Raw genomic sequence first — 23,145 nt, 5'->3', positions numbered from 1 at the left:
GGGTGCTGCGGGCGGGAGCTGCCGCGCACGGCGGTCCACGAGCTGGGCGGGACCCCCGGGGTCCACGTCTGCCGGCGCTGCGCGCTCTGGATGGCCGCGCGGATCGGCCGGTGGGGGTGACCGTCGCACTGGTCGCGGAGGGCGACAGCGTGGTGGGGGAGTTCCGCTGCTCGGGCACGCAGACCGGCCCGGTGGACGGGGCGCCCGGCCACCGGACGGGGCCTTCCGGGACGTGCGCGAGGTGTGCTGGTCCACCGTCCGCGGCGGCCGGATCGTCGACTGCGGGTCCCTGGCGACGACGACGACCGGCGTCGCCGGCTCCGCGGCCCGACGACCACGCCGTGAGATGGGTTACCGTCCCCGGCCAGCGGGGCCGATGGACAGGGAGTGTGCGGTGACCGAGCCGATCAGGTCACTCCTGCACGCGTCCCACCTGCTGGCTCCCGACGACCTGGCCGCCACCGTCGCCGCCCACGCCCGGATGCTGGATGTCCGGGAGACGGTGGTGTACCTCGCGGACTACGAGCAGGCGAAGCTGCTGCCACTGCCCGGTGAGGGCGTGCCCGAACGCCAGGAACTGTCGATCGAGGGCACGATGGCCGGGCGGGCGTTCCGCCGGGTCCAGGTCGTCGACAGCGCTGCGGCGGGGAACGGCCACCGGCTCTGGATGCCGTTGTTGAACGGGGTCGAACGCGTCGGCGTCATGGAGCTGGCCCTCCCGGATGAGCCCACCGCCGACCAGCGGGAGGAGCTCCGCGCGTTCGTGAGCCTGGTCGCCGAGCTGGTGGTGGTCAACGACGCCTACAGCGACGTCTTCTCCCGGCTGCGCCGCCGCAAGACCCTGTCCCTGGCGGCGGAGATGCAGTGGGAGCTGCTGCCCCCGATGTCCTTCGGCACCGACCGCGTGGTCGTCACCGGTGGCCTCGAGCCCGCCTACGACGTCGGCGGCGACAGCTTCGACTACGCCATCAACGGCAGCACGATGGACCTGCTGGTCATCGACGCCGTCGGGCACGGGCTGCCGGCCGCGGTGCTGGCCAGCGTCGCGATCAGCGCCTACCGGCACGGCCGCCGCAACCGGCTGGACCTGCCCGACATGGCCACGGAGATCGACGGGGCGATCGCCGACCAGATCGGCCGCAGCCAGTTCGCCACCGCCGTGCTGGCCCGCCTCGACATCGACACCGGGCGGCTGCGGTGGATCAACGCGGGGCACCCCGAGCCGCTCATCGTGCGCGGCTCCTCCCTGGTGCGGCTGCCGCGCTGCCTCCCGAGTCGCCCTCTGGGCCTGCAGGCGGGCAAGCCGGTCGGCTGCGAGACCCGGCTCGAGCCGGGGGACCGCCTGGTGCTCTACACTGACGGCATCACCGAGGCCCGCTCCCCGCGCGGTGAGTTCTTCGGCGAGCAGCGGCTGGCCGACTTCATCAGCGCCGCCGCCGCGGCCGGCGACCCCGCACCCGAGACCGTCCGCCGGCTGATGAGCCACGTCCTCCACCACCAGGCCGGTCAGCTCCAGGACGACGCCAGCATCGTCGTCCTGGAGTGGCGGACCGGCGGGGAACGCCAGCTGCAGGTGTAGCCGCCTCAGCCGGCGGGCGTGGTCCCGACGTCCTCGAGGTCGAAGAAGGTGACCGAGACGCCGCCGGTGGCGAAGGTGGGCACGTCCTCCCCGGCGGCGGCCCACTCCGGCGTCCGCATCGTCGCGGCCATGGCCTCGGCGGACTCGAAGTCCAGCTCGGCGACCAGGTAGGTGGCCGGTGGCTCGCCGTTGCGGGCGGCGGGACGGCCGACCGTGTAGCGCAGCACGCCGGGCGCCTCGTTGATCAGCCGGATGTGCTCCCGGTACCGCTCCTCGAAGACCGCCGCGTCCGTCGGCTGCCCGTACTGGACCACCATCCTGTGCACCATGCCCCGACCCAACCAGGCGCCGTCCGGGCCGGGGAAGCCGGCTTCCGCCCGGGGGTGAGCGCTCAGTTCTCGCGCCCCGGCCGGTCAGCAACCCATGCAGACGACGCAGCTCGATCTCGGCCCGCAGGTCGACGTCCTCAAGCGGGTGGTCGCCGGCGTGCGCGACGACCAGCTCGGTGACCCCACGCCGTGCACGGACTCCACCGTGGCCGCCCTCCTCGACCACGTCGCCGGCCTCGCCGTGGGCCTGCGGCTGTCGGCCGAGAAGACCCCCGACCCGAACCCGCCGCAGGCCTCCGCCGGCCACCTGCCCCCGCAGTGGCGCACGGTCATCCCCGCCGAGCTCGACGCGCTGGTCGCCGCCTGGCGCCGGCCCGAGGCCTGGGAGGGCGAGACCGCGGCGGGCGGGGTGACCATGCCGGCCGCCGGGATCGGGTTGGTGACCGCCGACGAGGTGCTCGTCCACGGCTGGGACCTCGCGGTGGCGACCGGCCAGCGGTTCGAGGCCGACCCGGCGGCGGTCGCGGCGGCGACCTCGTTCGCGTCGGAGGTCGCGGCCGGGCCGGTGCAGCCGGGACTGTTCGGCCCACCCGTACCGGTGCCCGACGACGCCTCGCCGCTGGACCGGCTGCTCGGGCTGACCGGCCGCGACCCGGGGTGGCGCCCGCCCGGCTGACCGGTCGCCTCCCCGGCCGTCCGCCACGGTCACGGCTCCTCGCAGACCCGGAACTCGTCCTGCTCCTCGACGACCGTCAGCTCGAACCGCTCGGTCCGCTGACCTCCCGACAGCTGCACCTTGACCGCGTGGCTCGACGTCTCGCCGTCGTACCGGACGTCCCCGACGTCCACGTCCACGCCCAGGGCGGACAGGGACACCCCTCCGGACTCCGCTCCGCGCTCGTACGCGTACCGCTCACGAGGTCCCGCGCGCAGCTGGTCCGGCCGGCAGAGGAGCGTCCAGACCGTGCCCCAGTCGCCGTGCACCAGCGCGTCGAGGTAGTCCCCGGCGGCTTCCTGCGGGGTGCTGCGCCCGGTCGCGACATCGCGGATGCCGAGCCACGCAACGGTCGCCACGAGGAGGGCGAAGGCCGCGGATGCCGCCCAGAACACCCTGGGGAGGCGCGCCGAGGGGGCGATCGGCAGGGTCCCGCGCGGGAACCCCGGCGCCCGGTCCGGGGTCACCGGGAGGTGGGCCCGGGCTCGACCAGGGTCTCGACGCGACCGCCGGCGGCGAGGTGGAGGCTCCATCCGTCGTCGCCGAGGACCTCGTGCAGGCCGCGGACCCACGCCGAGTCGTCGTCGGTCGCGACCGCCTCGCCGGGCCGGCCGAGCGCGAGGGCGAGCAGGCCGTCGTCCCCCTGTCGCCCGTCGGCCAGGGCGAGGAGCCCGCGGAGGAACCGGTCGTCGGGCTGGTGCGGCACGTCCTCGATCGGGACGACGGCGGGGGACTGCCGGCCGTCCGGGTCGAACCAGGTCAGCCAGAGCGTCCGGCGATCGAAGGAGAGCGGACCGAGCAGGGCGACCCAGCGGCGGGTGAGCGCCAGGGACGAGCGGACCGGGACCTCGGCGAGCGGTGGCATCGACATGCGCTCCACCGTGGCAGCGGCCGGGGACACCGCCGGCGGTTGTCCACAGGCAGTCGCCCGCCCGGTGCCTACCGGCGCACCCGGTAGCGCAGGTGGGTGGCGTCGCGGCCCTGGAGCCGGCGGACCAGCTCCAGCTCGACGTGGTCGGCGTCCCGTGCCTCGAACAGACGCCGGCCGGCGCCCAGCAGGACCGGGACGAGGTGGATCTCGAGCTCGTCGAGCTGGCCGGCCTGCAGCAACGCCTGCGCCGCACCGGCGCCGTGCACCATGACGGCGCGGTCGCCGGCCGCCTCCCGGGCCTCGGCCGCGCAGGCGAGGACGTCGGTGGAGAACGTCGCGCTGCCCGGCGGTACGTCGTCCGGGTCGACGGAGTGGGTGAGCACGAGGATCGGCACCCCGTCGTGGTGGTCGCCGTTCCAGCGCCCGGCGAGCTCGAAGGTCCGCCGTCCGGAGATCACCGCGCCGGTGGCCAGCGCCTCGGCGTAGACCTCGCCGTCGACGCCCGGGGACATCCGGTCGTCGAGCCAGTTGAACAGCCGCCCGCCGTGGAGTCCGAGCTCCTGCCCGGGCCGGTCGTCGACGCCGGCGATGAAGCCGTCCAGCGACATCGACATGTAGAGCCGGATGGGGCCGGTCGTCACCGTCGCACCTCGTAGCGCAGGAGCAGCACGCCCGGGGCCTCGAGGGTGCGGACCAGGTCGAGCTCCCGCTGCTCGGGCTCGAGGCCGTCGAAGAGCAGCTTGCCCCGGCCGAGGAGGACGGGGACGAGCTGGATCTCCAGCACGTCGAGCACCCCGGCCCGCAGGCAGCTCTGCGCCGTGACGGCGCCGTGCACCAGGACGTCGCGGTCACCGGCGGCGGCCTTGGCCTGGGCCACGCACGACTCGATGCCGTCGGCGACGAAGTGCACCCGCTCGTGCCGGTTCTCGGCCGGCGGGCGGTGCGTCGGCACGAAGATGGGGACGCCGTCGTGGTGGTCGCCGCCCCAGTAGTCGACGAAGTCGCCCGTCCGGCGGCCGGTGAGCACCGCTCCGGTCGCCAGCAGCTCGTCGAAGACGACCTGGCTCGGCGCGTCGGGCGGCCGGAGGTCGGGGCCCTCCCCGAGCCAGGCGTGCAGCCGCTCCCCGCCGGAGCCGAACGATCCTGGCCGGCCGTCGTCCGGACCCGCGATGAACCCGTCCAGCGACATCGACATGGACAGCACCGTCTTCGCCATCGCCGTCCTCCATGAGCTCGCTCATGGCAGGACTGACCGGTCGCTGCCCGCGAACTCATCGGGCGGGATCAGCCGACGAGGAAGGCGGTGGTCTGCGGGCCGTCCTCGTCGACGCAGGCCCCGGTGACCAGGGTCGGGCCGTCGGCGGAGCCGGCGACCGCGCCGAAGACGCCGGTGCCCCCGCAGAGCTTCACCGCGCCGATCCGGTCGCCGCTGCCGAGGTCGACGGTGACGAGCTCGGCCGGGAACTGCAGGTCGGCGACGGCGACGGTGGCCGACCGGCCGTCAGGGTCGACGACGAGGCCGAGCGCGGAGTCCCCGGCGCCGTCCAGGTCGACCGAGAGCTGGACCGCGCCGTCGGCGACGGTGACCAGCCGGCCGACGCTGCGGGCCTCGCCGAGGTGCACGGTGGCGACCGCGACGCCGTCCGCGGTGACCTCCAGGGCCGTGGCGCTGCTCCCACGCTCGGGGACGAGCGGGACCGGCTCGCCCACCGGCCGCAGGGCGGTGTCGTAGCGGGCGAGGACGGCGCCCGTGCCGCCGCCCTTGCGTCCGCCGTTGACCAGCGCGGCCAGGCCGCCGGTGGGGTCGAGGGCCAGGTGGGTGACCGGCGCGGCCGCGGTGGCGGTGGTGCGGACGGCGCCGGTGGCCGCGTCGACGGCGGCGAGCGCGGTGCCGCGGGCCAGGTAGAGGGTGCGGCCGTCGAGGGCGACCGCGGACGGCGGCCCGCCGAGGGGCAGCGGGACGGCGGTGGGGCCTTCCCCGTCGGGAGGCACGGCGAGCAGGTCGTCCCCTACGACGAGGACCGTGCCGTCGCCGGCGACGGCGAGCCCGCTGTCCCGGGGGACGGGCGGGATCGTCCGGACGTCGGCGGCCGGCCCGCCGTCTCCGTGGGTGATCCGGACCAGCCAGCTCTGCCGGGCGTCGAGGGCGGTGAGCAGCGCGACCGGTGCGCCGTCCGGGCCGGGCGCGAGGTCGGCGAGGGTGACGTCGGCACCCACGGCGGCGTCGAGGTCGAGGGTGCCGAGCAGCGCGTCGCCGGTCTCCCGGCCGTCGGGCTCGTCGCCGTCCGCACCGGTGCAGCCGGTCACGAGCAGCGCGACGGCGAGGGTCGCGGCGGCGCGGCGGGCGCGGGTCATGGCGGCTCCGGGAGCGGGCGGGCGCCGAGCGTCCCGCCGGTGTGACCCTCGTGCCAACTCGGCCGCCGTGCGCCGAGACCGTTCCGTCACCGCCGGGGACTGCCGATGAGGCAGGGGAGGCGGCGGCTGATCCACGACCCCCGTCGCCTGGGGGTGGCTCGGCATGGCGGCACGACAGCGGCTCGGCGACGGCCTGGCGTCGCTCGGCGGCGCGCGTCCCGACGTCCTGGAGGTGGCGCCCGGGGCGCGACCGCGGTTCGTCGCGCTGGGCGGCGTCCTGCTCAGCACCGGAGGGCTGGCGCTGGTCTCGATGGCGTTCGCGGTGCACATGGCGCTCGGCGTCTGGTGGCCGCTCGCGCTGCTGGTCGGCCTCGGCTGGGGCGCGGTGGTGATCAACCTGGACCGGATGCTGCTGGTCGGGATGGCGCACGACGCGTCGCTGAAGCGGAACCTGGTGCTCGCCGTCCCGCGGATCGGCCTGGCGCTGGTGCTCGGCATCGTGATCGCGACGCCGCTGACGCTGCAGGTGTTCCACAAGGAGATCGACGCCGAGATCGTGACGATGCAGGCCGAGGCGGCCGACGCGCACCGCGAGTCGCTGGAGTCCGACGCGCGGTTCGTCGGCCTGCCCGAGCTGCGGGAGCGGATTGCGACGCAGGAGTCGATCATCGCCAGCGGCGGGCGGACCGACCCCGAGCTGGCTCCCGTGCAGTCGACCGTGATCGAGCGCCAGACGGCCTATGACGAGGCGCTGGCGACGTCCGGGGAGCTCGAGGCGAAGGCGCAGTGCGAGCTGGACGGCACCTGCGGAACGGGGGACGCCGGCACCGGCGACGCCTACCTCCAGGCGCGGGCGGCCGCGGATGCGCAGGCCGCCGTGGTGGCCGCGGCGGGCTCCTCGCTCGCCGCCGCGCAGGAGGCCGCTGACGCGGCGGAGGAGCGCAGCACGGACCTGGCGGCGTCGTCGCTGGACCTCGACCGGGAGTCGCTCGAGCGGCTGACGGCGGAGCAGGACCGGCTGCAGGCCGCGTTCGACGGGGCCAACGAGGACAACGGCGGCATCCTCGCGCGGCTGCAGGCGCTGGACCGCCTCGGTGACCGGAACGCCACGCTGGCCGCAGCGCAGTTCATGCTGTCGCTGCTGTTCATGTGCGTGGAGATCCTGCCGGTGCTGATGAAGCTGCTGCTCAACTTCGGCCCGCCGTCGGCCTACGACAAGCTGGCGGCGCTGCGCGACTCCGGGGACGTCGAGGTCGAGACGATGCAGCACCAGTCGCGGCTCACCGTGGCGCAGGCGCGCGAGGAACTCCTGGTGATGGCCGAGCGGGAGCGCATCGACCGGCAGAAGGACGCCCTGCTGGCCCGCCGGCGCGCGGCCGTCGAGGCGGTGGCGGCTGCGGCCGTGGCGCGGGAGGCCGGTGCGGCCGAGCCGGCGCCGGTCGCTGCCGAGCCGGTGCGGCAGCCCTGGGACACCGGGCCGATCCTCGGCCTGGCCCGGGAGGCCGCCGTCCGGACGGTGCGATCCGTGCGTCGCCGGCCGACCGACCGGGTGACGACGGGCGTCTGACCCGGGCGGCACTGCCCGGGGAGGGTGGCCTGCCGGGGAGAGCTCCGGCAGTCCGCCGCCGCCCGCTCAGATGACGGCGACGCCCATCACGTCGGCCAGCTGCCGGGTGTCGACGTACTGCTGGAAACGGACCACCTTGCCGTCGCGGACGTCCCACACGTGCGCCACCTGGGCGTCCAGGGGCTTGCCGGTGGCCCGGTGGCTGGTGGCCCGATAACGGGCCTCGACGGCCACGGTCTCGCCGTTGCTGATGAACTTGTGCGGCTCCACCCGGAAGTCCTCGAAGTCCTCGGCGATCCTGGCAAGGACGCCCTCCACCACCTGCTGCGGTCCCACGAAGGCACGGCCCGGGTGCCAGGGGTTGCCCTCCGCCTCGTACCACTCGACGTTCTCGTCGAGGGCACCGATGACCGTGGCGACGTCCCCTCGAGCGAAGGCGTCGTAGAGAGCCGTGACGGTCTCGACGCTGGTGTCGGTTGTCTGCGTCATGACGACCTCCTCGGGTGATGATCGGCCGACGGTAGTGAGCGCCGCCGTGCTGCGGGTGGCCGCCGGAGCGCCCTAGAGGCCCGCCCAGCGCGCCACGACGGCGGGTGACCCGACCCCACCACGGAGCGGACCCGGGCGGATCGGCGGCGGCCGGTGGTGCGGTGCCTCTCCACGGCTCTCGCGGTCCCGGGAACTCCCGGCGGACGGTTGCCGCGCCGACCGTGCGGAGGCGGCGCGGGGGATCACGTTCCCGTCCCGCAGGGATGCCTCGGCGTGGCAAGGAGGACACGCCCGCGTCCGGTGTCCGGAGGCACAACGGCCCTTCGTCGGACCTGGGGTGGCTCCTACCGTCCGCCGGCATGCGCACGTCACTGCTCGCTCTGGTTCTGTGTGCCGCCCTCGTGGGGATCGGGGCCTCCCCGGCCGCGGCGGCCACCCGTGTCCCCGCTTCCGGGGACTTCACCGTGGCCGTCACGGGGCCGCCCGTCGTCCGGCCGCTCCCGGGCGACCGGTGCCTGGGGACCGCCCCGGTCCAGCTGTCCTTCGCTGCCGGAGGAACGCTGACCGGGCAGGCACCCGGCACCATCCGGATCGCGGTCGACGCGCCGTGCACCGTGGCCTTCACCGCCCCGCCGGGGACGTACGGGGACGTCTTCGCCTTCACCGGGACCTTCACGGGGACCGTGGACGGGGCGCCGACCAGCGCGACGCTCGTCTACACCGGCGTGACGCGGCCCGGTGGGTCGGTGGGTGGCCTGATGGCGCTGTCCGGAGACACGCACGGGCTGCTCGGGGGCACGGCGACAGCCGGCGTGGGCGGCACCTACTCCGGCGCCCTGGCCGCCTGAGGCGTCCCGCCAGTGGCTGTGACCGGCAGCCTCCACGACCGGCTGCCGTCGGGGGTCTGAGCCCTTCCGCGCCGCCCCGGCTCCTCCGTGGTCTGATGCCTCCGGTGTCAGCCGGCGGAGGGGCCGGTTGCGTGGGTGGGGGTGTGCTCGTGACTGCTTCCGGCTCGGTTCCCGGCGCTGCCTCGGGTGAGGTGCTGCTCGAGGTGGACGGCGCGGTCGCGGTCGTGACGCTGAACGCGCCCGATCGCCGCAACGCGTTGACGCCGTCGATGGCCCGGGAGCTGATCGGGCTGTTCGACGAGGTGGACGCGCGGCCGGAGATCGGGGCGCTGGTGGTCCGGGCGGTGGGAAAGTCGTTCTGCGCGGGCGGGGACATCGCGACGCTGACCTCCGCCGGGCGCGATCCCGCTGCTCCGGAGGCCTACGACGGGATGTCGGCCATCTACGACTCCTTCTACCGGCTCGGGCAGGTGCGGGTGCCGACCATCGCCGCGGTGCGCGGGTCGGCGGTCGGCGCCGGGATGAACATGCTGCTGGCGACGGACCTGCGGATCATCGCGTCCGACGCGCGGCTGCTGTGCGGCTTCCTCAAGCGGGGGATGCACCCGGGAGGGGGGCACTTCGTGATCCTGTCCCGGCTGATCGGCCGGGAGGCCGCGTCGGCGATGGCCCTGTTCGGCGAGGAGATCTCCGGTGCGCGGGCCGCCGAGCTGGGGCTGGCCTGGGAGTCGGTGGACGACGACGCGGTGGAGCCCCGGGCGATGGAGCTGGCCGCCCGTGTGGCCGCGGACCCGGAGCTGGCGCGGGTGGCGGTGGGCAACTTCCGCAGGGAGGTCGCGGGCGGTGCGGTGAGCTGGGAGGTCGCCACCCAGTTCGAGCGCCCGGCCCAGATGTGGTCGATGCGCCGCTCAGCCGGCTGAGCGGCGAGACGTCGACACGTCAACAGGTCGACAGGTCGCCACCGAGACCTCTCGACACGTCGACATGTCGGCGGCCGTGCTCACCTGAACCCGCCGCACGCCAGCGCGGCGCTGCCGCCGTGCTCGTCACCAGGGTGGGCCGAGCGCCCCCCTCACACGCGGAGCGGGTCGGGTGGGGCGACGTCCTCGAGCCAGGGCGGGTCGGGTTCCGGGTCGTGGCACCAGCCGGGCGGGCGGGTCGACCGGATGACGCCCGACGGGGTGCGGACGACCAGCTCGCCGTCGGGGAGCAGGGCGAACGACCAGCCGCGGGCGAAGGTCTTGATCCGGTGGTGCCGCCGGCAGAGACAGCACAGGTTCTCGCAGGCGGTGGGCCCGCCGGCGGCGTACTCGAGTGCGTGGTCGAGGTCAGAGCGGCCGGGCCGGCGGTGGCAGCCGGGCATTCGGCAGTGCCGGTCACGAGCGGTGACGAGGCGGCGCTGCGCGGCGGTGGGCCGGTAGCCGCGGGTGGGTGGCGGCGGCCGCAGGCCCGGCCCGTCGTCCGGTTCGGTCGTGCCGGCCCCGCGGTCGTCCCGGCCCGGTTTCCGGGTGGGGCAGTTTTCGGGGTCCGGTTGGTTGCGGCGGTGGATGCGGCGACGTCGGCCGGCGGCGCGGCGGAGTTCGGCGCGGGTGGCCACGGCGAGGGTCTGACCGGTGACCGGGTGGTCGATCGCGACGGAGATCGACCCGCCGATCGGCGCCGGGGACAGGGGCAGCATGTCGAGTGCGGCGAGCAGGTCGCGGCACTGGGCGGCGGAGATCAGCTGCCCGTCCAGCTCCGCCGGGGCGGCGTCGGCCGGATTGTCGGGCCGCAGCGAGGTGAGTGCGGCGTGGACGTGTAGCTGCGCGGTCACCGGCGGACGGCTGGTGTCCCACGGGCGCAGGATCAGGTCCAACGCAGCCGAGGCGCGCAGCACGCCGATCGGCCGGTCGTCACCGTCGGCCCGCATCCAGCGGGCGTACTGGTCGACCGCATCGCGGGCCGCGTGCACGGCGGGCAGCGGACCCTCGACGACGAGCCGGCCCAGGTCGTCGGCGGTGCGCTCGACGTGCACGTCGGCCCGGCGTTCGGCCTCGAGCCGGCGGCGTTCCTTGGCTTCGGCGTCCAGCCGGTACAGGTGGTAGCGGGCCCGGTCGGCCAACCGGGACGGCGGGCACGCCTCGGCGTCGGCGAGCACTCGCCCCTGGACGGCGGCGGCGACCTCGGGATCGGCATCACCGAGCAGGTCGAGCAGGATCCGTGCCTTGCGGACGGTCAGCCGCCCGGCGTACAGCTCGGACCAGGTCGCGGTCAGCGTGGTGGTGAGCAGGATCGACTCGGCCGCCAGCCGGCCGGCCTCGGCCTCCGAGCAGTGGCGGATCAGCGCGAGCTCGGAGACGAAGTCGTCGGAGACGTCGGCGAGCGCGGCCGGCCGCAGCGCCCGGGCATCACGCCCCGGCCCACCCCGAGGCCCGAACGCGGCGTCGCGCTCGGCCGAGCGACGGCGCGCCAGCTCGGCGATGGTGGCGGCCTGCCGGGCGTACTCGCGGGCCATGTGCGCGTCCGTGGACCAGATGTCGCACACCAGCTCGAACTCACCCGACTGCCGGGACACCACCTCCCACGGCAGGACGGGCATCGGCTCGCCGTCCTCCGGCGGCCGCGGTACCCCTCCGTCCTCCATGCCCCGCACGCTAGGCCCCACCTACGACAGTTCCGGCTGGTCGGAGGCATGGCCGACACCGGCAGCCGGTGAGCTGTGGACAGCGGCTCGGCCCTCTTTCGGCGCCGTTAACCTCGGGCGGTGTTCGACGAGTGGCGTCCGGCGCTCACCGACTCCGTGCTCCGCCGCTCGGTGGGGAACGACGCCTGGAACCGCGGTGCCGCGTACGCCCGCGAGGGCCGGGTCGCGGAGGTCTCCGTCCTCCGCGCGACGGGCCAGGTCAAGGCGGTGGTGAGCGGCAGTCTGGGGCGGATCTACCAGACCGTGGTGGAGTACGACGGCGGGGAGTCCCGGTGGTGGGGGGAGTGCAGCTGCCCGGTCGGCTTCGACTGCAAGCACGTCGCGGCGACACTCCTGGCCGCCCGCCAGGTCCACATGGCCTCGTCCGAGGCGCCCGGCGCACCGGACTGGGAGCGCGCGGTCGCCGACCTGGTGCAGGCCGCGCCGTCTCCCGGAGGCACCCCGATCGGCCTGCAGTTCGACGTCGAGCGGGCGGTGAACCGCCGCGCCGCCGGGCCCGAGGTGTCGGTGCGCCTGCGCCCGGTCGTGCCCGGCGCGAAGGGGCGCTGGATCCGCACGGGGGTGTCGTGGCGCAGTCTGCCCTTCGACTGGTCGGGGCACCGGAACCAGGCGCACGCCGACGCGCTGACGGGCCTGCACCGGGTACACCGGGCGGCCGACGACGGCCCCGGCGGCTACTCCGGCTCCGGTGACGCGCCCGTCCGGCTGGAGGAGTTCGGCCCGGAGCTGTGGCCGGCCCTCCGGCGGGCGGTCGACGACGGCGTGACCCTCCTGACCTCCCGCGGCGGAACCGTCGCGGTCACCGAGCAGCCGGGCGCCGTCACGGTGGACGTGCGCCAGGACGGGGACGCCGGCCTCCGGGTTCAGGCGGTGGTGGAGCTGGCGGACGACGTCCGGATGCCGGCGACGGCGGTCCGGCTGCTCGGCAGCCCGCCGCACGGCGCCGCACTGATCCCCGGCGTCGACGGCCTGCCGGACGGGCTGGTGGCGGACGGCGGGCTGCTGCTCGTCCCGCTCCAGCGGGTGCCCAGGAGCGTCGAGAGGCTGGTCACCGGCGGTCCGGTGCGGGTGCCCGCGGCCGACCGTGCGCGCTTCCTCACCGTCTTCTACCCCGCTCTGCGCCGGGCGCTGCCGGTGCGCTCGTCCGATCATTCGGTGGAACTGCCGGAGGTGCTGCCACCCCAGGTGGGCCTGCACGTCGAGCACACGGCCGGCCACCGGGCCCGCCTCACCTGGTGGGTGCTCTACCGCTCGGGCGACGACGTCCGCCGGCTGCCGCTCGGACGGGACAGGGGCGACACCTCCGACGTCGGGCGCGACCTCGCCGAGGAGGACCGGTTGCTGCGCGCCCTGCCCGCGCCGCCGGCCCGGCTGGCGCGGTACTGGTACGCCGGTCCGCAGCCACGGCCGGTGCCGGTCGCCGAGCTCTCCGGCATGGACGCCGCCGTCCTGACGACCGAGTTCCTGCCCCGGCTGGCCGATGCCGGTGTGCTCGTCGAGGTGACCGGGGAACCGCCGGACTACCGGCGGTCCGAGGCCGCTCCGGTCGTGGCGGTGTCGGCCACCGACGTCGGGGACGGCGACTGGTTCGACCTCGGGGTCACCGTCACCGTGGACGGCGAGGACATCCCGTTCCCCCTGCTGTTCGCGGCGCTGGCGGCGGGGGACGAGCACCTGCTGCTGCCCAGCGGGACCTGGTTCGACGTCCGCCGTCCGGAGTTCGACCGGCTGCGGAAGCTGATCGACGAGGCGCGGGCGCTGCAGGACGCCGACCGCCCGGGGCTGCGGATCAGCCGGTACCAGGCCGGGCTGTGGGACGAGCTCGTCGAGCTGGGAGTGGTGGCCGAGCAGAGCGAGCGGTGGGCGCGCGACGTCCGGACGCTGCTCGACGTGGACGACGCCGCCCCGCCGCCGGCGCCCGCCGGGCTGGCCGCGCAGCTGCGGCCGTACCAGCTGCAGGGCTACCAGTGGCTGTCGGTGCTGTGGGACGCCGGCCTCGGCGGGGTGCTCGCCGACGACATGGGGCTGGGCAAGACCCTGCAGACCCTGGCGCTGGTCTGCCGGGCGCAGGAGGCCGGTGAGCTGACCGCTCCGGTGCTGGTCGTGGCGCCGACGAGCGTGGTGTCGAACTGGGCGCGGGAGGCCGAGAGGTTCGCGCCCGGTCTCGTCGTCCGGACCATCGAGGCCACCGGCCGTAAGCGGGGCACGTCCCTGGCCGAGGTGGTCGAGGGCGCGGACCTGGTCGTCACCTCGTACACGCTGCTGCGGCTGGGGGACCAGGACTACGGCGCGCTGCGGTGGACCGGGCTGGTGCTCGACGAGGCGCAGTTCGTGAAGAACCACCAGGCGAAGACGTACGCCGCCGCGCGACGGCTGCCGGCCCGGTTCAAGCTCGCGATCACCGGCACGCCGGTGGAGAACGACCTGATGGACCTGTGGTCGATGCTGTCGATCGTCGCGCCCGGGCTGTTCCCGAGCCCGCAGCGGTTCACCGAGCACTACCGGACGCCGATCGAGCGGGGGAACGACGCCGAGGTGCTGACCGCGCTGCGCCGCCGCATCCGGCCGCTGATGCGCCGCCGCACCAAGGAGCAGGTGGCCGCCGAGCTGCCGCCCAAGCAGGAGCAGGTCCTCGAGGTGGTGCTGAACCCCAAGCACCGCAAGGTGTACGACACGCACCTCCAGCAGGAGCGGCGCAAGGTGCTCGGCCTCGTCGACGACCTGCAGCACAACCGGTTCACCATCTTCCGGTCGCTCACCCTGCTGCGGCAGCTGGCCCTCGACCCGGCGCTGGTCGACGGCGACTACGCCGGCATCCGGTCGAGCAAGGCCGACGCGTTCCTCGAGCACCTGCACGAGGTGGTCGCCGAGGGGCACCGCGCGCTGGTGTTCAGCTCGTTCACCGGCTTCCTGGGGACGGTGCGTGGACGGCTGGACGCCGAGGGGCTGCCGTACGCCTACCTGGACGGGGGGACGCGGGACCGGTCGGGGGCGATCGACCGGTTTCGCAGCGGGAGCGCGCCGGTGTTCCTGATCAGCCTCAAAGCCGGGGGGTTCGGGCTGAACCTGACCGAGGCGGACTACGTCTTCGTGCTCGATCCCTGGTGGAACCCGGCTGCGGAGGCGCAGGCGGTCGACCGCGCGCACCGGATCGGCCAGGCGAAGACGGTCATGGTCTACCGGCTGGTGGCCGCGGACACGATCGAGCAGAAGGTGGTGGCGCTGCAGGAGCGCAAGCGCGACCTCTTCTCCCGGGTGCTGGACGACGACGGCGAGGGCGGGCTGGCGGGTCCCCTGACGGCCGACGACATCCGGGGCCTGTTCGCCTGATGGTCCCGGCCGGTCCCTGCCGGTGACGGCGGTCCTCCTGTCGGCAGGTCGGCGCAGGACGGCGGGTGGTGCCCACCTGCAGGGGTGGTCACCACCCGGCCGCCGTCCGTCAGGCCATCTCGGGTACGCGCAGGTGATGGATGGCGATCTCCATCTCGATCACCTCGGTGATGTCGACGTCCATCGCGCTGCTGAACTCCGCGCGCATGCGGTCGCCCATCTCCCGTGACCGTTCCATCGCCTCGCGGTCGTCGAAGCACACGGTGGTCACGCCGCGACCGGCGGCCCGGTCGACCATGAGGCTGACGCTGGAGAAGCCGTCGAACTCGTCCATGCGGGGGAGGACGCCGGCCTTCCACGCCTCGATCACGCGGTCGGCGTCGCCGGCGTTCCTCAGCTGGCTGAAGATGACCCGGGCGCAGCCGCCTTCGCCCATGGTGTGGGCGCGGTGCATGACCGCGATCTCCCATTCCTGGACGTCGAACTGGCCCCCCATCACGTCGGTGGCCTCCTCGCGCATGGCACGGACAGCCTCCCTGCTGGCGCTCATCGACTCCTCGGAGTCCCAGCTCGTGGTGACGATGCACCGGCCGGAGTCGCGGTCGCAGAGCATGGACAGGCCCATGCATCCGGGCATGTCCTGCACGGTGGGCATGACCTCGTCGCGGATGTGGGCGATGCCCTGGTCGATGCGCTGCGGGTCGGCGTGGACGGTCGTGGAACGTGCGTACATGCCGCGCTCCTCTCGGAAGCGTGGGCGGCGCCCCTGCGGCGTCGCCGCGCAGGACATGGTTCTCCGCTCCGGGGACCTGTCAACGGGTCCTCGAGCGGCCGACATCCTCGCGGAGGGCGTCACCACCACGCTCCGCCCGACCGTCGCGGTCAGGTCAGGAAGCCGCGCAGCAGCGCCGCCGTGCCGGCCAGGTGCTCGGCCATGGTCCGCCGGGCGCCGGGCGGGTCGCCGGCGAGGATCGCGGTGACGATCGCTGCGTGCTGGCGGTCGGAGTGCTCGATGTTGGGCGCCAGCAGCGGGATCGCGTCGAGCAGCTCGTTGACCCGGGAGCGGACGTCGACGACCGCCGTCGTCAGGGACGGCGAGCCGGCCACCTCCGCGATGGCCAGGTGCAGCCGGGAGTCCAGGCGCCGGTAGTCGGCCTGGCCGGTGCCGGTGCACTCGGCCAGCCGGGCGGTCAGGTGCTCGCGGTCGGCGCGGGTCAGCGATCGCGCCGCGGCGGCCTCGGCCGCGCCCGCCTCGAGCACCTGCCGGAACGCCAGGACGTCGTCGATCTCCGCCGCGGAGCGGCCGCCGGGGGCGAGCCCGGAGCCGGGAGACGGTGTGGCGACGACGAACGTGCCGCCGTAGCGGCCGCGCCGCGACTCCAGGTACCCGGCGGTCTGCAGGGTGGCCAGCGCCTCGCGCAGGGTCGCCCGGCTCACACCGAGGCGGGCCGCGAGCTCGCGTCCAGGGGGCAGCCGCCCGCCGGGGGCGACGACGCCGAGTCGGAGGGTGGACAGCAGCCGCTCGACGGTCTCCTCGAAGGCGTTGCCGCCGCGGATCGGGCGGAACAGCGCCTCGTCGGCGCCGCGCACGGCACCCGACGACACCTCCGGCGGCTGCGCCGACGACAGTCCCTCCCGGCTGGGCACCAGCAGGGCCCGCACGGCGTCAGTCGCCGGCGAGCTCGGCCTCCGCCCGACCGATCGCCTCGAACTCCTCCTCCGGGGCGTTGGCCACCAGGCGGTGCCGGCTGTAGAACCAGAAGTAGGCGAGAGCCGCGACGAAGATGGCCGCGGTGATGCCGGCGGCCTTGACGTCGACGAAGAAGGTGGCCACGACGGCGGCCGCGGCGAGCACCAGCGCGACCCCGGTGGTGGCGACGCCGCCCGGCGTCCGGTACGGCCGGTGCAGGTCCGGCTCGCGCTTGCGCAGCACGATGTGGGACAGCGTCATGAGCACGTAGGACACGGTCGCGCCGAACACCGCGATGTTGATGAGCAGTGCGCCGTCCTGGGTGATGGCGGCGAGCAGGAAGCCGAGCGTGCCGGGCACGATCAGCGCCAGGTACGGCGTCCGGCGGGCGCCGGTGCGCGACAGCCAGCGCGGCAGGTAGCCGGCCCGCGAGAGCGCGAACAGCTGGCGGGAGTAGCCGAAGACGATGGAGAAGAAGCTCGCCACCAGCCCGGCCAGGCCGGCGTAGTTGACGACGTCGGCCATCCAGGTGTTGCCGCCGTAGGCCTCGCGCAGCGCCAGCGGCAGCGGGTTGTCCGAGTCGGCGATCGCCGCGGCGCCGGCACCACCGGGCGCGGTGATCAGGATGAGCGCCGCGAAGACCAGCAGCACCATCATCGCGGCGATGATCCCGCGGGGCATGTCCCGCTTCGGGTCGCGCGACTCCTCGGCGGCCAGCGGCACGCCCTCGACGGCGAGGAAGAACCAGATGCCGTAGACGAAGGCGGCGATCACTCCGGCGAAGCCGAACGGGAGGAACTCGCTCGCGCCGGCGGCCGAGGACGGCTCGATGTCGAACAGGTTCGACGCGCTGAACTGCGGGATCATCCCGACGACGAACACGGCCAGGGCGACGACGGCGATGGCGGTGATGCCGAACACCAGCCGCAGCGCCTCCCCGACGCCGTACAGGTGGATGCCGACGAAGATCGCGTAGCAGACGAGGTAGACCGGCCAGCCGCTGGTCAGCCCGAAGAGGCCGAGCGCCTCGACGTACCCGCCGATGAACACGACGATCGCCGCCGGGGCGATGACGTACTCGATGAGGATCGCGGTGCCGGTGGCGAAGCCGGCCAGCGGGCCCATCGCCCGGCGGGCGAAGCCGTAGCCGGCACCGGCGACCGGCAGCGCCGACGCGAGCTCGGCGAGGCCGAAGACCATCGCGGTGTACATGATCGCCATCAGCACCGTGGCGATGAGCAGGCCGCCCCAGCCGCCCTCGGCGAGGCCGAAGTTCCAGCCGGCGAAGTCACCGGAGATGACGTAGGCGACGCCGAGCCCGGCGAGCAGCACCCAGCCGGCGGCGCCGCTGCGCAGCTGCCGGCCCTCCAGGTAGTCGGAGCCCATCTGCTCGTACTCGGCACCGTGGACCTTGCGGCGGTCGACCATGCGGTACTCCCGGCTCGGGCCCACTCGGCGGCGGGCATTGGGCTCGACGTGGACCTTTGGAGCTGAGCGGTGCCGGGAAGCGTGGTGCCCGCCCGGCGGCGGTGTCAAGGTCGTTGACGGCGACCGCGTCCGACCTGTTGCATTCGGTCAATGGGCTCCTGCTGGCCCGTTGCAGGCCGCCCGCCGTCCCCCGAGGCGAGGGCACCGCCCGAGGAGGCGACATGGAGCGACCCCCGGCACCGCTGTCGGTCGAGGAGCTGAGCAGGCTCGTCGAGCGCGGCGACGTCGACACCGTGCTCGTGGCCATGACCGACATGCAGGGGCGGCTGCAGGGCAAGCGCTGCGGGGCGCGGTACTTCTTCGAGGAGGTGCTGCCGCACGGCGCCGAGGCGTGCAACTACCTGCTCGCCGTCGACGTCGAGATGAACACCGTGCCCGGCTACGCCCTGACCTCGTGGGAGAGCGGCTACGGCGACTTCGCGCTGCGCCCGGACCTCAGCACGATGCGGCTGATCCCGTGGCACCCCGGGACGGCGCTGGTGCTCTGCGACGTCCTCCAGCACGACGGCCGGCCGGTGGCGCCCTCGCCCCGGCAGGTGCTGCAGCAGCAGCTGGACCGGCTGGCCGAGCGCGGCCTGGCCGCGTACGTCGGCACGGAGCTGGAGTTCTTCACCTTCACGACGTCCTATGAGGAGGCCTGGCGCCGCGGCTACCGCGACCTCGAGCCGGCGAACCAGTACAACGTCGACTACTCGCTGATCGGCACCGGCCGGATCGACGGGCTGCTGCGCGACATCGCCCGCGGGATGACCGGGGCGGGGCTCTACGTCGAGTCGGCCAAGGGGGAGTGCAACCTCGGCCAGCACGAGATCGCCTTCCGCTACAGCGACGCCCTCTCCACCTGCGACAACCACGTCGTCTACAAGACCGGCGCCAAGGAGATCGCGGCGCAGCACGGCATGAGCCTGAGCTTCATGGCCAAGTACGACCAGCGGGAGGGCAACTCCTGCCACATCCACCTGAGCCTGCGCGGCGAGGACGGCGGCTCCGTGCTGGCCGGGGACGGCGCGCACGGGTTCAGCCCGCTGATGGAGCACTTCCTGGCCGGGCAGCTGGCCTGCCTGGAGGAGCTGACCGCGTTCCTCGCGCCGAACATCAACTCCTACAAGCGGTTCGCCGAGGGCAGCTTCGCGCCGACCGCGGTCGCCTGGGGCGTGGACAACCGGACCTGCTCGCTGCGCGTCGTCGGGCACGGCGAGTCACTGCGGTTCGAGAACCGGCTGCCCGGCGGCGACGTCAACCCCTATCTCGCCGTGGCCGCGCTGATCGCGGCGGGGCTGCACGGGGTGGAGAACGAGCTGCCGCTGGAGGAGCCGGTGACCGGCAACGCCTACACCTCGGACAAGCCGCGGGTGCCCTCGACGTTGCGCGACGCCGCTGATCTGCTCGAGGGCAGCGAGGTCGCCCGCAAGGCGTTCGGCCAGGAGGTCGTGGACCACTACGTCAACGCCGCCCGGGTCGAGATCACCGCCTTCGACGCCGCGGTGACCGACTGGGAGCGGGTGCGTGGCTTCGAACGGCTCTGACCGCCGACGGCCGCGGATCGGGGTGACGACCTACCTCGTGCCCGCCCGGCACGGGGTCTGGGAGCACGAGGCGGCGCTGCTGCCGCGGACCTACCTCGACGTCGTCGTCCGGGCGGGAGGGACGCCGCTGCTGCTGCCCCCGCTGCCCGAGGTGGACCCCGACGTGCTGGGCGTGCTCGACGGGCTGGTGCTCAGCGGCGGCGGGGACGTCGACCCGGCCCGCTACGGCGCCGAGCCGCACCCGCAGACGGGCGGGACCTCCGCCGTCCGGGACGCGGCCGAGGAGACGCTGCTGCGGGCGGCGCTGGCCGCCGACGTCCCGGTGCTCGGGGTGTGCCGCGGCATGCAGGTGATGAACGTGGCCCTGGGCGGCACGCTGGTGCAGCACCTGCCGGACGTGGTCGGGCACGAGGGGCACCGGCCGGAGCCGGCGACCTTCGGGCGCACCTGCGTGCGGTTGGCCGACGGCAGCCTGCTCGGCGGTCTGCTCGGCGAGCAGACCGACGTGGCGTGCTACCACCACCAGGCGGTCGGCGAGCTGGCACCGGACCTGGTGCCCGTCGGCCGAGCGGAGGACGGCACGGTGGAGGCGGTCGAGCTGCGCGGTCCGCGGTACGCCGTCGGCGTGCAGTGGCACCCGGAGCAGACCGGCGAGGACCTGCGCCTGTTCCGGAGCCTGGTCGCCGCGGCGAGCGCCGTCCTGGCCTGAATTGTCGACGAACGAGGGGAACGCGTGACGAGCACGATCCAGCTGGTGAACCCGGCCGACGAGCAGCCCCTGCAGGAGGTGGCGCTGACGTCGGCGGCCGACGCTGACGCGGCGATCGCCCGGGCGGCGGCGGCCGCTGCTGCGTGGCGGCGGGTCGCGCCGGCCGACCGGGCCCGGCTGCTGCGCCGCTTCGCGGCCGCGGTGGACGCCGACGTCGAGCACCTCGCGTCGCTGGAGGTGCGCAACAGCGGGCACCCGATCGGCGCGGCCCGGTGGGAGGCCGGGCACGTGCGCGACGTGCTCGAGTACTACGCCGCGGCGCCGGAGCGGCTGTTCGGCCGGCAGATCCCGGTGGCCGGCGGGGTGGACGTGACCTTCCACGAGCCGCTCGGGGTCGTGGGCGTGATCGCGCCGTGGAACTTCCCGATGCCGATCGCGGCGTGGGGCTTCGCGCCGGCGCTGGCCGCGGGCAACTGCGTGGTGCTCAAGCCGGCCGAGATGACCCCGCTGACCGCTCTCCGTCTCGGAGAGCTCGCGCTGGAGGCTGGACTCCCGGAGGGTGTGTTCCAGGTGCTGCCGGGCAAGGGCTCGGTGGTGGGTCAGCGGTTCGTCGACAACCCCCTGGTGCGCAAGGTGACCTTCACCGGGTCGACGGCGGTGGGCAAGCAGGTGATGGCTGGCTGCGCGCAGCAGGTCAAGCGGGTGACGCTGGAGCTCGGCGGCAAGAGCGCCAACATCGTGTTCGCCGACGCCGACCTGGAGAAGGCGGCGGCGACCGCGCCGTCCGGCGTGTTCGACAACGCCGGGCAGGACTGCTGCGCGCGGTCGCGGATCCTGGTGCAGCGGTCGGTGTACGACCGTTTCCTGGAGCTGATGGAGCCGGCGGTGACCGGGCTGCGGGTGGGTGACCCGGCTGATCCGGCGACGGAGATGGGTCCGCTGATCTCGGCTTCCCACCGCGCCAAGGTCGCGTCGTACGTGCCCGACGATGCGCCGGTGGCCTACCGGGGCAGCGCGCCGTCCGGCCCGGGGTTCTGGTTCCCGCCGACGGTGGTGACCCCTGATCCCGGCGACCCGGTGCTGCGCGAGGAGGTGTTCGGCCCGGTGGTCGCCGTCGTCCCGTTCGACGACGAGGACGACGCCGTGCGGATCGCCAACGACTCGGAGTACGGGCTGTCGGGGTCGATCTGGACGCGGGACGTCGGCCGGGCCTTTCGGGTCTCGCGCGGCGTGGAAGCCGGGAACCTGTCGGTCAACTCGCACTCGTCGGTGCGCTACGCGACGCCGTTCGGCGGCTTCAAGCAGTCGGGCCTGGGCCGGGAGCTGGGCCCGGACGCGCTGGCCGCGTTCACCGAGACCAAGAACGTCTTCCTGGCGACCGAGGAGTCCTGATGCAGCGTCTGGAAGGCCGGGTCTGCGTGGTCACCGGCGGCGGGAGCGGGATCGGGCTGGCGTCGGCCCGCCGGCTGGCGTCCGAGGGGGCGCGGATCGTCGTCGGCGACGTCGACGAAGACGCCGGCAAGCGCGCGGCCGAGGAGGTGGACGGCCTCTTCGTGCGGACCGACGTGACGAGCGAGGCGGACGTCGAGGCGCTGTTCGCGGCGGCGTTCGACGCCTACGGCTCGGTCGACGTCGCCTTCAACAACGCTGGCATCTCGCCGCCGGACGACGACTCCATCCTCGAGACCGGGCTGGACGCCTGGTGGCGGGTGCAGCAGGTGAACCTGACGTCGGTGTTCCTGTGCTGCAAGACGGTGATCCCGTACATGCAGCGCCAGGGCAAGGGCTCGATCATCAACACCGCGTCCTTCGTGGCGGTGATGGGGGCGGCGACGTCGCAGATCTCCTACAGCGCCTCCAAAGGCGGGGTGCTGGCGATGAGCCGGGAGCTCGGCGTGCAGTTCGCCCGCGAGGGCATCCGGGTCAACGCGCTGTGCCCGGGTCCGGTGAACACCCCGCTGCTGCAGGAGCTGTTCGCCTCGGACCCCGCGCGTGCCGCCCGCCGGCTGGTGCACGTGCCGCTGGGCCGCTTCGCCGAGCCGGAGGAGATCGCCGCGGCGGTCGCGTTCCTCGCCAGCGACGACTCGTCGTTCATGACCGCGTCGACGTTCCTCGTGGACGGCGGGATCTCGGGCGCGTACGTCACGCCGGAGTAGCGGCTCCGCCACCACGGTGCCCTGACTCGGGACCTCAGCCAGGGCACCGCGGCAGCGGACAGCTCAGACGGTCTCGGGCACCCGGAGGTGGGCGAGGACGAGGTCCATCTCGGCGACGTCGAGGATGTCGACGCCCTGGGCGGTGACGCCCTCCCGGATGGTGCGGGCCGGCTCGCGCGACGCCTCGAGGGCGGCGCGGCTGTCGAAGCTGGCCGAGCCGACGCCACGGCCGCTCTCCCGGTCGACGAACATGCTGAGGCTGCAGAAGCCGGGCATCCCCTGGATCCGCGGCATCACGGTGCTGCGGTACATGTCGAGCATCTGATCGGTTCGGCCCGGGTCGGTGCGCACCCAGGTGATGCGGGCGCAGGCGCCGTCGCCGGTGGGGTGCTCGCGGTGGAGGACGGCGACCTCCCACTCGTGCACTTCGGGTTCGCCGCCGCCGAACCGCTCGATCATGTGGTCCCTCATGGGGTGGACCCGCTCGGCGCTGGCCCGCATGGACGCCTGGTCCTGCCAGGACGACGTCGCGATACAGCGTCCGGACTCGCGGTCGCACATCATCGACAGGCCGACGCAGCCCTCCATCTGCTGCATCTGCGGCCACACCTCGTCGCGCATGTAGGCGATGGCGTCGTCAAGCGATCCGGGGCTGCTCTGGATGGTGGTGGAACGGGCGTACATGGCCGGCTCCTCTCGTGCCGGCGACGCCCCTGCGGCATCGCCGCGGAGTCGACCGTCCTCTCCCGGGTGCCGGCGGACACAGGGCCCTAATACCTCTTCGGCGGGCGACTCCCGGGAAGAGCGACC

Annotated in this window: 22 protein-coding genes; 10 read left to right on the top strand and 12 right to left on the bottom strand. The window is 74.2% G+C overall.

From position 1 onward, the window contains the following. Positions 1-394 precede the first annotated feature (394 nt). Positions 395-1,579: a PP2C family protein-serine/threonine phosphatase gene (locus GCU56_RS04160; protein ID WP_345771623.1), complete on the top strand. Its 1,185-nt coding sequence runs from the start codon at positions 395-397 to the stop codon at positions 1,577-1,579. Positions 1,580-1,584: 5 nt separating this feature from the next. On the opposite strand, the gene GCU56_RS04155 is transcribed toward GCU56_RS04160, so the two are convergent. Next, the gene (locus GCU56_RS04155; protein ID WP_163480255.1) at positions 1,585-1,908 is read right to left on the bottom strand and encodes an EthD family reductase; all 324 of its coding nucleotides are present in this window, start codon (positions 1,906-1,908) and stop codon (positions 1,585-1,587) included. Positions 1,909-2,002: 94 nt separating this feature from the next. Between GCU56_RS04155 and GCU56_RS04150 the strand changes: the two genes are divergently transcribed. Further along, positions 2,003-2,584, top strand: coding sequence for a TIGR03086 family metal-binding protein (locus GCU56_RS04150; protein ID WP_163480254.1), 582 nt, complete (start codon positions 2,003-2,005; stop codon positions 2,582-2,584). A 29-nt stretch (positions 2,585-2,613) separates the two neighbouring features. Here the strand turns inward: GCU56_RS04150 and GCU56_RS04145 are convergent, their stop codons facing one another. The 5 genes from GCU56_RS04145 to GCU56_RS04125 form a co-directional block, all read right to left on the bottom strand. Beyond that, positions 2,614-3,018 carry a hypothetical protein gene (locus GCU56_RS04145; protein WP_163480253.1) on the bottom strand — a complete coding sequence of 135 codons (405 nt, stop codon included), beginning with the start codon at positions 3,016-3,018 and terminating at the stop codon, positions 2,614-2,616. 68 nt (positions 3,019-3,086) lie between these two features. After that, positions 3,087-3,494, bottom strand: coding sequence for a hypothetical protein (locus GCU56_RS04140; RefSeq protein WP_163480252.1), 408 nt, complete (start codon positions 3,492-3,494; stop codon positions 3,087-3,089). 68 nt (positions 3,495-3,562) lie between these two features. Continuing rightward, entirely contained in the window at positions 3,563-4,135 is a 573-nt protein-coding gene (locus GCU56_RS04135; protein ID WP_345771622.1) for a dihydrofolate reductase family protein, read from the bottom strand. Beyond that, the gene (locus tag GCU56_RS04130) at positions 4,132-4,710 is read right to left on the bottom strand and encodes a dihydrofolate reductase family protein (protein ID WP_163480251.1); all 579 of its coding nucleotides are present in this window, start codon (positions 4,708-4,710) and stop codon (positions 4,132-4,134) included. Before GCU56_RS04130 ends, GCU56_RS04135 begins: the two co-directional genes overlap by 4 nt. A 68-nt stretch (positions 4,711-4,778) precedes the next feature. Next, positions 4,779-5,849: a hypothetical protein gene (locus GCU56_RS04125; RefSeq protein WP_163480250.1), complete on the bottom strand. Its 1,071-nt coding sequence runs from the start codon at positions 5,847-5,849 to the stop codon at positions 4,779-4,781. 163 nt (positions 5,850-6,012) lie between these two features. Here GCU56_RS04125 and GCU56_RS04120 point away from each other — a divergent pair, with 163 nt between their 5' ends. Then, on the top strand, positions 6,013-7,416 hold the full coding sequence (locus GCU56_RS04120) for a DUF4407 domain-containing protein (RefSeq protein ID WP_163480249.1): 1,404 nt from the start codon (positions 6,013-6,015) through the stop codon (positions 7,414-7,416). Positions 7,417-7,482: 66 nt separating this feature from the next. Here the strand turns inward: GCU56_RS04120 and GCU56_RS04115 are convergent, their stop codons facing one another. Continuing rightward, the gene (locus GCU56_RS04115) at positions 7,483-7,905 is read right to left on the bottom strand and encodes a nuclear transport factor 2 family protein (RefSeq protein ID WP_163480248.1); all 423 of its coding nucleotides are present in this window, start codon (positions 7,903-7,905) and stop codon (positions 7,483-7,485) included. 359 nt (positions 7,906-8,264) lie between these two features. Here GCU56_RS04115 and GCU56_RS04110 point away from each other — a divergent pair, with 359 nt between their 5' ends. Beyond that, a complete protein-coding gene (locus GCU56_RS04110) occupies positions 8,265-8,753 on the top strand; it encodes a hypothetical protein (RefSeq protein ID WP_163480247.1) in 489 nt (162 codons plus the stop codon). A 149-nt stretch (positions 8,754-8,902) separates the two neighbouring features. Next, entirely contained in the window at positions 8,903-9,673 is a 771-nt protein-coding gene (locus tag GCU56_RS04105; protein WP_345771621.1) for an enoyl-CoA hydratase/isomerase family protein, read from the top strand. A gap of 152 nt (positions 9,674-9,825) precedes the next feature. Here the strand turns inward: GCU56_RS04105 and GCU56_RS04100 are convergent, their stop codons facing one another. Then, entirely contained in the window at positions 9,826-11,376 is a 1,551-nt protein-coding gene (locus tag GCU56_RS04100) for an HNH endonuclease signature motif containing protein (RefSeq protein WP_163480245.1), read from the bottom strand. Positions 11,377-11,496: 120 nt separating this feature from the next. Here GCU56_RS04100 and GCU56_RS04095 point away from each other — a divergent pair, with 120 nt between their 5' ends. Next, positions 11,497-14,766 carry an SNF2-related protein gene (locus GCU56_RS04095; RefSeq protein WP_163480244.1) on the top strand — a complete coding sequence of 1,090 codons (3,270 nt, stop codon included), beginning with the start codon at positions 11,497-11,499 and terminating at the stop codon, positions 14,764-14,766. A 109-nt stretch (positions 14,767-14,875) separates the two neighbouring features. Here GCU56_RS04095 and GCU56_RS04090 read toward each other — a convergent pair whose 3' ends face one another. The 3 genes from GCU56_RS04090 to eat form a co-directional block, all read right to left on the bottom strand. Continuing rightward, the gene (locus tag GCU56_RS04090) at positions 14,876-15,499 is read right to left on the bottom strand and encodes an antibiotic biosynthesis monooxygenase (protein ID WP_163480243.1); all 624 of its coding nucleotides are present in this window, start codon (positions 15,497-15,499) and stop codon (positions 14,876-14,878) included. Positions 15,500-15,648: 149 nt separating this feature from the next. After that, positions 15,649-16,428, bottom strand: coding sequence for a FadR/GntR family transcriptional regulator (locus GCU56_RS04085; protein WP_345771620.1), 780 nt, complete (start codon positions 16,426-16,428; stop codon positions 15,649-15,651). Positions 16,429-16,432: 4 nt separating this feature from the next. Continuing rightward, positions 16,433-17,884, bottom strand: a complete 1,452-nt coding sequence (eat, locus tag GCU56_RS04080; RefSeq protein WP_163480242.1) for an ethanolamine permease — start codon at positions 17,882-17,884, stop codon at positions 16,433-16,435. 221 nt (positions 17,885-18,105) lie between these two features. Here eat and GCU56_RS04075 point away from each other — a divergent pair, with 221 nt between their 5' ends. Genes GCU56_RS04075 through GCU56_RS04060 form a run of 4 tightly spaced genes read left to right on the top strand, consistent with a single transcriptional unit; the run spans position 18,106 to position 22,335 of the window. Continuing rightward, entirely contained in the window at positions 18,106-19,470 is a 1,365-nt protein-coding gene (locus tag GCU56_RS04075; protein ID WP_163480241.1) for a glutamine synthetase family protein, read from the top strand. A 22-nt stretch (positions 19,471-19,492) separates the two neighbouring features. After that, a complete protein-coding gene (locus GCU56_RS04070; RefSeq protein ID WP_345771619.1) occupies positions 19,493-20,179 on the top strand; it encodes a gamma-glutamyl-gamma-aminobutyrate hydrolase family protein in 687 nt (228 codons plus the stop codon). A 24-nt stretch (positions 20,180-20,203) separates the two neighbouring features. Continuing rightward, entirely contained in the window at positions 20,204-21,571 is a 1,368-nt protein-coding gene (locus tag GCU56_RS04065) for an aldehyde dehydrogenase family protein (protein ID WP_163480239.1), read from the top strand. After that, the gene (locus GCU56_RS04060; protein WP_163480238.1) at positions 21,571-22,335 is read left to right on the top strand and encodes a 3-oxoacyl-ACP reductase; all 765 of its coding nucleotides are present in this window, start codon (positions 21,571-21,573) and stop codon (positions 22,333-22,335) included. The genes GCU56_RS04065 and GCU56_RS04060 overlap by 1 nt, the downstream gene beginning before the upstream one ends. A gap of 63 nt (positions 22,336-22,398) precedes the next feature. Here GCU56_RS04060 and GCU56_RS04055 read toward each other — a convergent pair whose 3' ends face one another. After that, a complete protein-coding gene (locus GCU56_RS04055) occupies positions 22,399-23,019 on the bottom strand; it encodes a hypothetical protein (RefSeq protein WP_163480237.1) in 621 nt (206 codons plus the stop codon). Positions 23,020-23,145: the final 126 nt, after the last annotated feature.

The sequence above is a fragment of the Geodermatophilus sabuli genome, from assembly GCF_010686765.1.
In the GTDB taxonomy this organism is placed as follows: domain Bacteria; phylum Actinomycetota; class Actinomycetes; order Mycobacteriales; family Geodermatophilaceae; genus Geodermatophilus; species Geodermatophilus sabuli_A.
This window is presented reverse-complemented; position numbering and strand designations above follow the sequence as displayed.